Genomic DNA, 10,425 nt, shown 5'->3' on the forward strand with positions numbered 1-10,425 from the left:
ATTCCCGGTTCAGACAATATTCGTCATTGCGAGGAGCAGCGCGACGAAGCAATCCAGAATCTTGCTGCGGCCCTGCTGGATTGCTTCGCTTCGCTCGCAATGACGCCGCAAAGGCCTCAATGCGCGTCCGCCGGAGCAGCCGCGGCGGCGGGTTTCTTCAGCAGCATGACCATGATGGCGAGGCCGACGTAAAACACCGCCAGCATGAAGAATGCATCGCCATAGCCCATCACTACCGCCTGGCGATGCACGAGCTGTGACAGCTCCTTCAACGCCATCAACGCCGCATCGCCCATGCCCTGCAGGCGCTGGGTGAAGTCGTTCAGCGTCTCGGTCGCCGTCATGTTGCCCCAGGTGACGCGATCGGAAAGCCGCGAGATGTGCAAATCGGTGCGGTCGTTCAGCACCTGGTTGATGAGCGCAAGCCCGACCGCGCCGCCGAGGTTGCGCGTCAGGTTGAACAGGCCGGAGGCGTTCTTCACGCGGTCGGGTTCCAGCGTGCCGAGCGCAATCGTGTTGGTCGGCACCATGGCGCACATCATGCCGATGCCGCGCAGGATCTGCGGCAACAGCAACTCGTAGAAATCGTATTCGCGCGTGATCCACGTCATCTGGTAGGAGCCGAGCGCAAAGACGACGAGGCCGAACGCAATGATCAGGCGCATATCGACCTTGAGCATCAGGCGGCCGACGATCGGCGCCATCAGGAACATGGTGGCGCCGGAGACGAACATGGTCTCGCCGATCATCAGCGCGCTGTAGCCGCGCACTTCGGCGAGGTAGCGCGGATAGATGTAAGTGAGCCCGTAAAGGCCGATACCGATGCAGAACGAGATCAGGCAGCCGACGGCGAAATTCCGGTTCTTGAAGGCGGTGATGTCGACGATCGGAACGTCCGCGGTCAGCACGCGGTAGAAGAACGCGATGGCCGAGATGACCGAGACTGCGGCGCAAATCGCGACTGACGTATCCTGCAGCCACTCATATTGCGGCCCCTCCTCGAGCACATATTCCAGCGCGCCGAGAAATCCCGCCATCGCGATCAGGCCGAACCAGTCGAAATGTTCGAGCAGCGCGAAATGGGGCTCGTCGAAATCAACCAGCGCCAGCACGCCGACGGTGATGATGATGCCGGGCACGACGTTGATGAAGAACAGCCAGTGCCATGACATCAGGTCAGTGATGATGCCGCCCACCGTGGGCCCGATGGTCGGCGCCAGCGTCGCAACGAGACCGATGATCGGACCGACGATGTAGAATTTCGTGCGCGGAAACACCGTATAGGCCGAGGCGAACACCGTCGGGATCATGCCGGCGCCGAGAAACCCCTGGATCGCGCGCCACACGATCATCTGCTCGATGGTGGAAGCAAAGCCGCAGAGGAAGCTCGCCACCGTGAAGCCGGAAGCCGAGATCGCAAACAACAACCGCGTGCCGAGCGCGCGCGACAGGAAGCCGGACAACGGAATCGCGATCACTTCGGCGATCAGATAGGCGGTCTGCACCCAGGAGATTTCGCTGGAGCTCGCCGACAGGCCTGCCTGGATGTCTGACAGCGAAGCCGAGACGACCTGGATGTCCAGGATCGACATGAACATCCCGAACACCATGATCAGAAACGCCACCAGCCGCCGCGGCTCGATCCGGTCGGCCGGCGGGGCGATGGTGACCGACGATATTGTTGCGTCGGTCATTGCACGTACCCGTCGTCATTGCGAGGAGCCCGCGACAAAATTGCGGAGCAATTTTGCGCTGGAGCGACGAAGCAATCCAGAACCTTCGCCCGACACTGGATCGCTTCGCTGGCGCTCGCGATGACGAGGAGAGAGTTCATCTCGTCGCTCTCGCTACTGCGGATGGATCATCGCCGGCGCGTCGAGATCGGCATCGCTGTCGGCGTCGGCTGCGCCTTCCGTGGTGTCGACGGTGGCATAGACCGACATGCCGGCGCGGAGCAGGTTCTGCCGCGCCACATCCTTCGGCACGCGAATGCGAACCGGCAGGCGCTGCACGATCTTGGTGAAGTTGCCGGTGGCATTGTCCGGCGGCAACAGCGTGAACACCGAGCCCGCAGCGGGCGAGATGCTGTCGACGACGCCGGCAAACTTGCGATGGCCATAGGCATCGACCGAGATCGTCACCGGCTGACCGGGGCGAATGCGCTTGAGCTGGGTTTCCTTGAAATTGGCGTCGATGAAGACGTCGTCGAGCGGCACCACATTGCCGAGCCGCTGGCCGACCGCGATGAAGTCGCCGGTATTGACGAGGCGATTGGAAAAGGTCCCGTCGACCGGTGTGCGCACATAGGTGAAATCGAGATCGCGCTCGGCCTTGGCGAGCGTGGTCTGCAATTCCATCAGTTGAGCCTGGGCTTCCGCCTTCTGCGCTTTCGCCACTTCGACATTGCTTTGCGCAGTGTCGACGGCGGCGCGGGCGGACTTCACGCCCGCCAGGCCCTGATCGCGGCCAGCTTCGGAAACTTCGTAAGTCGCGCGTGAGGCGTAACCCTTCTCGCTGAGCTGCTGCTGGCGATCGTAGTCGAGGCCGGCGCGCTTCAGCCCCGCTTCGGCGGACGCAAGATTCGCCTTGGCCTGCTCGGCCGCGCTCTCCTGCGCCGCCACCTGGCGGTCAAGCCGCTCGATGGTCGCCTGCTGGGTCGCTATCTTCGTGCGCGCGGCATCCACCGCGATCTTGTAGTCGCCATCGTCGATCCTGAAGACCACGTCGCCCGCACGGACCACCGAATTATCGCGCGGCAGGATCGCAGCGATATGTCCGGACACCCTTGCGCCCAGCATCGTGTTGTTCGCGCGCACATAGGCGTCGTCGGTCGACACGTGAAAGCGTCCGACCAGGAACCAGTGCACGCCATAGGATGCGGCTGCGAGCGCCAGCACGGCGACTGCGCCAAAGAAAATCGTCTTGCGCTTGTTGCTTTTCGCGGGCGGCGCAACAGCCTCGCGAATGGCGGGCTTCGCAACCGGCGGGCGCTCGGGCGCATCTTCGGATCGGCGCGCGGTCTCGTCGGAAAGCTGGGCGCGAATGGCGTCGGCAATCTCAGCGGAAGATTCTTCGGGCGCGGGCGCGCTCGCCTGCTCGGCGCGCACGATACGCGCGGCCTGATCTCTCGCTGCGGCCATCATGGCCTCCCCGTTGCAATACTCGACTGAAATAAAGACCGGAGCGCCGGCCTCAGCTGGACTAAAATTATCATTGACCGAACCGTTCGGTCAATATATATCTTGCCCCGCTTATCTACGGGGAATACCCTTCGAAGTTGTTTCCCGCTTGCCAAATCTTCCCGAAAGCTAAACCAATGGTTGCAGAGAACCACCAACCTCTCCGTTTGGTCGGCGAAACGGATTCCTCCAAGCGGCGGCAAATCCTCGACGGCGCCCGCAAGGTCTTCATGGATCTCGGCTTTGATGGCGCCAGCATGGGTGAGATCGCGCGCGCCGCCGGCGTCTCCAAGGGCACGCTCTATGTCTACTTTGCCGACAAGAGCCGACTGTTCGAGGCGATCGTCGAGGAGGAAAAGCTCGAACAGGGCAAGCTCGCCTTCAACTTCGACCCCGAGCGCGACGTGACCACGACGCTGATGGAGTTCGGCGACGCCTATATCCAGGTCCTGTGCCGGCCAGGCGGCGGCTCCGCGATCCGCACCGTGATGGCGATCGCTGAGCGGATGCCCGATGTCGGCAAGCGCTTCTATGATAATGTCATCGCGGTCACGATCGGGCGGCTTGCCGACTATCTCGAGGCGCGCGCGGCTCTCGGCGATGTCGCGATCGACGATTTCCACCTCGCCTCGGCGCAATTCATGCAGATGTGTCAGGCCACCCTGTTCCAGCCGTTCATTTTTCAGGCCGCTCCGACGCCCTCGGCCGAGCGTATCGAGGAAGTGGTCGCCAGCGCCACGCGGATGTTCCTGGCGGCGTACGGGACGAAGTGAGGACACTGTAACTCCCGCTTCTCTTTAGTTCGTCATCGCGAGCGCAAGCCAGCGGGTCGCGCGAATGCGCGCCCGATGACAGGCTCCGCGATCCAGCCTTGTAATGCGACAAATCTGGATTGCTTCGTCGCATTTGCTCCTCGCAATGACGCAATCCTGATCAATCCGGGCCTCATGGTTCGAGACGTCGCTTCGCGCCTCCTCACCATGAGGGTTAAATCGCTTGCTCCGACCTCATCCTGAGGAGCATCGCGACAGCGATGCGTCTCGAAGGATGAAGCCACAACTCAGAACCCACTCCCCCCTTCCCGCGAAGCCAATGCCTCCGGGTCACCGCTAAACATCGCCTCTCTGAAGTCAGACGTTCAGGCGACAGCCCGCCTTCTCGCTGACGCCTCGGCCTCATGAAGATAAGTCGTAAAGCCATCCTTCGCCGGCGGAACGGAATTGAACAGCATCAGCGCGCTGATCTGTCCGCGATGACCGATGCCGTGAGTGATCACATGCATGAGCATCTCCTCGCGCGACATGCGGCCGGGGGCGCCGTCGGTGAACGAGAAATCGATCTGTTCCGCCAGATGATCGCGATCCAGCGTCGATACATAATCGACGTACTCCTGATCGCTCGTTCTGATATCCACGGATAACCGTTCCAGCGCCGGCAGTTCGCTTGCGTTGGCGGATACATACGCGTGAGGTTGTTCTCTCATATGCGCGGCGAAGATCCGGTCGACGATGTAGCTGTGGCTCAGGGCCTTGATGGCGAGCCCGGTTATCGGGGAATTGTCGCCGATGCCGGCGAGCCTCGCCAGCAGTTCGTCGTTAGCCCAGGCCTTGCATCGGAACAGGCGCAGCAATGTGTCTTGCATGTCGTGATCTCCTTGCCGGATTTGCTCGCGCGTGCCCGCACGCGCACTTGCTTAAACTTCGCCATCGGGAGATAATATGAGCAATCATTCGCTTTTGAGTACTCGCATTTGGCGGCGCAAGGAATGGCGCGCAGACCGCTCACAAAGGTCAGGAAAATCGCCTCACAACAGCGATCGCGCGCGACGGTCGATGCGCTGGTCGAGGCAACCGCTCGCATTCTCGTCAAGGATGGCTTCGACAAGGCCAGCACCAACCGCATTGCGGACGTGGCGGGGGTGAGTGTCGGCTCGCTCTACCAATATTTCCCCGGCAAGGAGGCACTTGTCGCCGCCGTCATCGAGCGCCACCAGCATGAGATCATGCAGACGGTTCGCGGCGAGTTGGCGGGCGTGCTGGATCAGCCGGTGGAGAAGGCGGTGCGCAAGCTCGTCGCCGCCGCAGTCAAGGCGCACCGTGTCGACCCGAAGCTGCATCGCGTGCTTGCCGAACAGATTCCGCGCGTCGGCAAGCTCGAGAAGCTGGAACGCTTCAATGGCGAGAACTTCACGCTGTTCAGGACGTATCTCGAGAGTCGCCGCGACGAACTCCTGGTCGACGACCTCGAACTCGCGTCATTTGTATGCGTGACTTCGATTGAGGCGCTAACCCACAACGCGGTGCTGCACCATTCCAGGATGCTTTCCGACGCAGCGATGGAAGCACTCACCGACGAGGTTGCGCGCCTCGTGATCAGGTATCTGAAGGGCTGAACGCTCTCGGCAGGATTACTTTGTGCGTTCGACGTCGGAAGCCGACTGCCACTGCGCGGCGCGATCCGCCAGCCGCTCGTACTCGTCCACCACCTTCAGGAGCTTCTTCTTCTGCGCTTCGCTGGTCCGGTAGCGTTCGGCAATGGCCCTGGTCGCTTTGGCGCGATCACGCCAATACTTCTCATTTGCGAGAAATTCAGACATGCACGCCAAACCCGTCATGGCCGGTAGGGACCGAGCCGCTTGATCGTCAGAGCCGCGATCTCCCGGGGATTGCGCGTACCGTCCAGACCGATCTCGATGACCTTGCGCGCGACGATGTCACAGATCGGGTCGTTGCGATCAACCAGATGCAGACCGTTGAGCGCGAGGTTGAATGCCTGCTTCAGCCTTTCGGCATCATCCGATCCGATCGAACATCCATTCAACAAGCGATCCAGCGGCATCGGCACCTGCGCGATTTGCACGACGTGAAATTCCGCGACGCGGACGCGTCCGTGATAGTGTGTTCTCCCCCCCCCCGCAGATCAAGAAGATAATCGGTAGTTCAAGGCGTTGCTGATGGCGTCGGCTCCTTTTCCGCTTATGCCGTTAACCTATGTGAGTGCGACTAAACAGACTAAGTAGTAATTGGCACATCTTGAGCGTTTTACGGTTTAGGAGTGGGGACGTGGGCGAGTTGAGCCGAGGCGAACGCCTTCAAATCATGCTGTCGCCAAAGGAGCTTCGCCTCATCGAGACGTGGCGCTTCAACAAGCGCATGCCGAGCCGGGCTTCGGCCATCCGCGAATTGCTCAAGCGTGGTCTTGCGGCGGAAGGATTTCTGGAGGCCGACGACGGTCACAAGTCCAAGGACTTTTCGGTTCTTCCGGATTGAACCCGCTCACGGCGAGGTTCTCACTTCTGCGCCGCTGACCAAAGCAGAGATCACGGCGCTCAACGCCTATTCGATGACGTCGTCGGCGCGGGCAATCAGCGATTGCGGGAGAGTGAGGTCAAGCGCCTTGGCGGTCTTGAGGTTGACTGCCAGAACGTATCGCGTCGGCTGCTGCACCGGCAGCTCCCTCGGCTCGGCGCCGCGAACAATCTTGTCGATATATCCGGCAGCCTGCCCCCAAACTTCGAGAAGGTTGGGACCGAGACTGACGAGACCTCCCGCCGCAACCGTTTCGATGAATGCGTGGCAGGAGGGAAGGCGGTGAGCAAGAGCCAGATCGGCAATCCGCTGGCCGCTGGCGTAGGTCAATAGACCGGCAACGACGATCAACGCCTCGGCCTGGCCGCGCTCCATTTCATCGAATGCGCCGGCAAGATCGCTCGCAGAATTCACGCCGAAAGGCAGCAATCCAACGGCAAAATCCGGCGCGGCTCTTTCCAGAGAAGCCATCGCGAATTTGACGTTCCTGTCGCCGTTCGCTTGCAGTACCGCGACGCGGTTCAGCTTCGGCATGATCTCCTTGAGAATTTGCAGGCGCTTTGCATAGGTTTCGCTCGCAGCCTCGAAAGTGATGCCCGTCAGGTTTCCGCCAGGGCGGGCGAGGCTTTCGACCAAGCCAATCTCCACCGGCGCACCGACCGAAACGAATACGACCGGTTTCGTGGCCACGACCTTCCTTGCGGCAACCGCGCCGATCGTGCCCACAACGACCAAAAGATCGATGCTGGAAATGAGAGATGCAATGACCTTCTCGAAAGCTTCCGGAGTCGGCTCGGTGAGTTGATCGATCAAGACGACGTTCTTGCCGCTTGTGTAACCAAGATCGGCCAGGCGCCGTTCAAGCTCTCTCACGTCACGATCGTTCGCACTGGCTCGAACGATGCCCACTCGCCAGGCTTTCCCGGTCCAATCGGCGCGTGAATATGTCGGCCAACCGATTACGGTCCCGCCGAGCAGCCCCATGAACTCCCGCCGCTTCATTCGATCCCCGTCGCAGCTCTCGGAAAGCAAATTATCACGTCGAGATGGTTCTCGCATCTACCCGGGCGGCAAATGCCGTCAAATCCAAAACCCCACTACTATCCTATATTTGCCCCTTGGTCCCATGATTCCAACATTTGCAAAAATGCCGTGCCGCAACCGGATGCGAATGTTAGAACCGGACCACGAGAGATGGCCGCCGTGTTCAGAAATCGATTCGTTTCATTTGCCCTCGCCGTGTGGGCGCTTGCGTCCGTCGGTCCCGCTTGTGCGGGTCCGCAGGAAGATGCGCAGGCGGCGATCGATGCCGGCGACTATGTCAAGGCCCTGCAACTGCTCGGGACCCTGCTCGACCAGGACAATCCCTATGCCGAGCACGCGCTCGGGGTCATGTACATCAAGGGCCTCGGCGTCCCGCAGGATGACGTGATGGGAATGAGGTGGCTGCGGCTTGCGGCGGACAAGGGATTCGCCGACGCGCAGAACGAGGTCGGGGTCCTGTATCAACAAGGCCGCGGCGTCGAACGAAACCTCGCCGATGCGGTGAAATGGTTTCGCCTTGCTGCCGACAAGGGCGGTTTGCCGCTGGCCCAAATCAATCTCGCGGATTGTTATCTTGTCGGTCTCGGCGCGCCGCAGAACCTTGCCGAAGCTCTCAAGTGGTATCGCATCGCCGCGGACCAGGGCTCCGCCTACGCCGAAAATGTCATGGGCGTCGCGTACGAACATGGCTTTCAGGTTACCCAGGACGACGGCGAGGCGTTTCGGTGGTACCGCCGCGCAGCCAACAAGATTTACGACCGGCCCGGCAGCACGTGGATACACTCGCCGCAGTACAATATCGCCGCCATGTTTGCGTCGGGTCGCGGCACCGCCCAGGATTATGTCAGGGCGCTGATGTGGTTCTCATTGGCCGCGGCATTTGGCGATACCAAGCCGCCCGCGCAATTCGGCGTCGAGCTGGTCAATACGCCGAAAGACACCGCGCCGGAACAACGGGACAGGCTGATGGCGCTGATGACGGGCGCGCAAATCAGCGAGGCCCAAAGACTGGCGCAGGAATGGCGGCCGCATCTCGTCGTGACCATCCAATCCCAGACAAAATAGTCTCCCGAAGAAAATAGCCTCGGAAAAACGACGGCAGAAAAAAGCCCGGCGCGAGGCCGGGCTTTCGTCTGATAGTGATTAGTCGCCGTCGTTAATGGCGTTCGCGACCCGGGCCGCCGCCGGCCGGTGCGCCGCGCGGCGCGGCGTTGACGTGAGGCGCGCCGCCACCGCCATGCGGCATCGCAGGCGCAGCGTGCGGCTGCGGCATCGGGGCCTGCGCATGCGCGTTGACAGGCGAACGCGGGCCGATCGTCGGCTGCGCCATACGCTGCACTGGCCGCTGGGCGGGAGCAGCAGAGACGCGCGGCGCTTGCTGCGCTCTTGTCGCCGCTCGTGTCTCCGCTCTCGCCGCAGGCGGCTGCATGCGGGCATTGGAACGCAAGGCGCCGTTTTCGCGGTTCATGCGCTCACGACCCATCCGCTCCTCACCCGTGCGAGCCTGGGTGGCTTCACGTCCGCGCATCTCGCGTCCCACCTCGCGTCCTTGGACTTCGCGTCCGCCGCGGAACTGAGTCGCGTTCTGCTCGCGCATACCGCGCTCGGCCACGCCACCGCGCGGTGTTCGTCCCTCCGATATCGCGGCATTACGCGTTGCCGCGCGGCCGATGCGAGCAGCGTTCCGATCGAGCGTCATCCTGCTCGCGTCGCGCTGATGCGACGTCCAGTAGTCGTTCCAGTAAGACTGGCGATGATACCAGGGCCGGCCCGCATAATAGTTCGACCAGTACGAGCTCAGCACGAACGGGACGATGGGCACGTCGATCTCATCGACATAATCGGGAAGATAGACGTAACTGTTGCGGTAGAGATATTCGAGATATTGCGACGATACCCAGCCGCGATCGTCAGACCAGCTGACGTCGCACCAGGCGTCGCCCCTCAGACATCCGTGGACGTTGACGCGGGCGCCGCCGGGGATGCGATCGACCAGCGGAAAGCCGGGGCCGGGACCGGCCCTCAGGCCAACCGACTCCGTGACGATGCCGGGCGCCGCGAGCGCGGCCGTCGGCGCGAACAACATTGCTGCAGTCAGAACTGCTTTGAGTTTCATGACACGTTCCTCCTCAGCAAGCCGAACGTCCGACCATTGCGCGCGTTCCCCGAAAAATCGTCGCACGCGACGAAACTTTGGAACGATCTGGCGCGAAGGGTTTCGCTGTTCATTCAGCGTTCATCTTCAAGCCCCGCTTGCTCGAGAAACCAAAGGAGTTGAAAAAGCCGCGCGTCATTGCGCGACACGCGCCTCGTCCTTCTTGGAGACGTGCCAGATCACGAAATGGTAGTGCGGCATGTCCATGCCGGGATGGCCCGCATTGAAATAGAAGCTCACGTGATCGACCGGCCCGCTGACGCCGGCGGCCTCGAGCGCCTTGTGAGCGTCGATGTCCTTGATCGAGACCATGTAAACGGTCGCGATCAACTGGTCCTTGCGGTCGAAGCACAGATACGGCCCCGTCGGCAGCGTGTCCGGCTTGACGAAGATGATGCCGAGCCCGGGAAAGAATTTTGGAAAATTCACGAGATCGCTGACCCGCTTGTAACCGCTTTTCTCGGCGGTCTCGCGCTGGTTCTCGACCGGCTTGACGGGCTTCCTCCGGATCTCCTCTCTCCTGACGTTCCGCTGATTTCGGCTCTCCTCTCGCCGGACGCTCTTCTGATCTCTGTCAACATTCCTCAAGCTTCTCGCAACGTTTCTTCTTTCGACCGCCGTCCGCTTTCTTGGGGCGAGTTCGCGCCTGACCGGATGCAGCCGGCCGACACGCCGTGATGCATCGGCCCGTCCCGCCCTTCGCGTCACCGGCGGCTCGATCACCTCGCGCTGAGGCGCG

Annotated in this window: 12 protein-coding genes; 4 read left to right on the forward strand and 8 right to left on the reverse strand. The window is 61.6% G+C overall.

Annotated elements, in window-relative coordinates; genetic code table 11:
- Window positions 1–116 precede the first annotated feature (116 nt).
- Both VFB05_RS02135 and VFB05_RS02140 read right to left on the reverse strand, forming a co-directional pair.
- Window positions 117–1,694, reverse strand: coding sequence for a DHA2 family efflux MFS transporter permease subunit (locus VFB05_RS02135; RefSeq protein WP_325008267.1), 1,578 nt, complete (start codon window positions 1,692–1,694; stop codon window positions 117–119).
- A gap of 153 nt (window positions 1,695–1,847) precedes the next feature.
- The gene (locus tag VFB05_RS02140) at window positions 1,848–3,140 is read right to left on the reverse strand and encodes an HlyD family secretion protein (RefSeq protein WP_325008269.1); all 1,293 of its coding nucleotides are present in this window, start codon (window positions 3,138–3,140) and stop codon (window positions 1,848–1,850) included.
- Window positions 3,141–3,316: 176 nt separating this feature from the next.
- Here VFB05_RS02140 and VFB05_RS02145 point away from each other — a divergent pair, with 176 nt between their 5' ends.
- The gene (locus VFB05_RS02145) at window positions 3,317–3,952 is read left to right on the forward strand and encodes a TetR/AcrR family transcriptional regulator (RefSeq protein ID WP_325008271.1); all 636 of its coding nucleotides are present in this window, start codon (window positions 3,317–3,319) and stop codon (window positions 3,950–3,952) included.
- A 365-nt stretch (window positions 3,953–4,317) separates the two neighbouring features.
- On the opposite strand, the gene VFB05_RS02150 is transcribed toward VFB05_RS02145, so the two are convergent.
- Window positions 4,318–4,821: a DinB family protein gene (locus tag VFB05_RS02150; protein ID WP_325008273.1), complete on the reverse strand. Its 504-nt coding sequence runs from the start codon at window positions 4,819–4,821 to the stop codon at window positions 4,318–4,320.
- Between the two features lie 123 nt (window positions 4,822–4,944).
- Here VFB05_RS02150 and VFB05_RS02155 point away from each other — a divergent pair, with 123 nt between their 5' ends.
- Window positions 4,945–5,571, forward strand: a complete 627-nt coding sequence (locus VFB05_RS02155) for a TetR/AcrR family transcriptional regulator (RefSeq protein ID WP_325008275.1) — start codon at window positions 4,945–4,947, stop codon at window positions 5,569–5,571.
- 15 nt (window positions 5,572–5,586) lie between these two features.
- On the opposite strand, the gene VFB05_RS02160 is transcribed toward VFB05_RS02155, so the two are convergent.
- Together VFB05_RS02160 and VFB05_RS02165 are read right to left on the reverse strand one after the other, a co-directional pair.
- Window positions 5,587–5,775, reverse strand: coding sequence for a hypothetical protein (locus VFB05_RS02160; RefSeq protein WP_325008277.1), 189 nt, complete (start codon window positions 5,773–5,775; stop codon window positions 5,587–5,589).
- 14 nt (window positions 5,776–5,789) lie between these two features.
- Window positions 5,790–6,038: a hypothetical protein gene (locus tag VFB05_RS02165; protein WP_325008279.1), complete on the reverse strand. Its 249-nt coding sequence runs from the start codon at window positions 6,036–6,038 to the stop codon at window positions 5,790–5,792.
- Window positions 6,039–6,241: 203 nt separating this feature from the next.
- On the opposite strand from VFB05_RS02165, the gene VFB05_RS02170 reads away from it, so the two are divergent.
- Window positions 6,242–6,448: a hypothetical protein gene (locus tag VFB05_RS02170; protein WP_325008281.1), complete on the forward strand. Its 207-nt coding sequence runs from the start codon at window positions 6,242–6,244 to the stop codon at window positions 6,446–6,448.
- Window positions 6,449–6,514: 66 nt separating this feature from the next.
- Here the strand turns inward: VFB05_RS02170 and VFB05_RS02175 are convergent, their stop codons facing one another.
- Window positions 6,515–7,546, reverse strand: a complete 1,032-nt coding sequence (locus tag VFB05_RS02175; protein ID WP_325008283.1) for an ABC transporter substrate-binding protein — start codon at window positions 7,544–7,546, stop codon at window positions 6,515–6,517.
- Between the two features lie 144 nt (window positions 7,547–7,690).
- On the opposite strand from VFB05_RS02175, the gene VFB05_RS02180 reads away from it, so the two are divergent.
- On the forward strand, window positions 7,691–8,596 hold the full coding sequence (locus VFB05_RS02180; RefSeq protein ID WP_325008285.1) for a tetratricopeptide repeat protein: 906 nt from the start codon (window positions 7,691–7,693) through the stop codon (window positions 8,594–8,596).
- Window positions 8,597–8,687: 91 nt separating this feature from the next.
- Here VFB05_RS02180 and VFB05_RS02185 read toward each other — a convergent pair whose 3' ends face one another.
- Both VFB05_RS02185 and VFB05_RS02190 read right to left on the reverse strand, forming a co-directional pair.
- A complete protein-coding gene (locus tag VFB05_RS02185) occupies window positions 8,688–9,647 on the reverse strand; it encodes an SH3 domain-containing protein (protein WP_325008287.1) in 960 nt (319 codons plus the stop codon).
- Between the two features lie 174 nt (window positions 9,648–9,821).
- A complete protein-coding gene (locus tag VFB05_RS02190; protein WP_325008303.1) occupies window positions 9,822–10,409 on the reverse strand; it encodes a hypothetical protein in 588 nt (195 codons plus the stop codon).
- Window positions 10,410–10,425: the final 16 nt, after the last annotated feature.

This window comes from Bradyrhizobium sp. (genome assembly GCF_035652035.1).
Classification (GTDB): domain Bacteria; phylum Pseudomonadota; class Alphaproteobacteria; order Rhizobiales; family Xanthobacteraceae; genus Bradyrhizobium.

Bases quoted from the DNA above. Each gene is read 5' to 3' on its own strand.
- VFB05_RS02135 (WP_325008267.1), bottom strand. From the start codon at position 1,694: ATGACCGACGCAACAATATCGTCGGTCACCATCGCCCCGCCGGCCGAC.
- VFB05_RS02140 (WP_325008269.1), bottom strand. From the start codon at position 3,140: ATGGCCGCAGCGAGAGATCAGGCCGCGCGTATCGTGCGCGCCGAGCAG.
- VFB05_RS02145 (WP_325008271.1), top strand. From the start codon at position 3,317: ATGGTTGCAGAGAACCACCAACCTCTCCGTTTGGTCGGCGAAACGGAT.
- VFB05_RS02150 (WP_325008273.1), bottom strand. From the start codon at position 4,821: ATGCAAGACACATTGCTGCGCCTGTTCCGATGCAAGGCCTGGGCTAAC.
- VFB05_RS02155 (WP_325008275.1), top strand. From the start codon at position 4,945: ATGGCGCGCAGACCGCTCACAAAGGTCAGGAAAATCGCCTCACAACAG.
- VFB05_RS02160 (WP_325008277.1), bottom strand. From the start codon at position 5,775: ATGTCTGAATTTCTCGCAAATGAGAAGTATTGGCGTGATCGCGCCAAA.
- VFB05_RS02175 (WP_325008283.1), bottom strand. From the start codon at position 7,546: ATGCGAGAACCATCTCGACGTGATAATTTGCTTTCCGAGAGCTGCGAC.
- VFB05_RS02185 (WP_325008287.1), bottom strand. From the start codon at position 9,647: ATGAAACTCAAAGCAGTTCTGACTGCAGCAATGTTGTTCGCGCCGACG.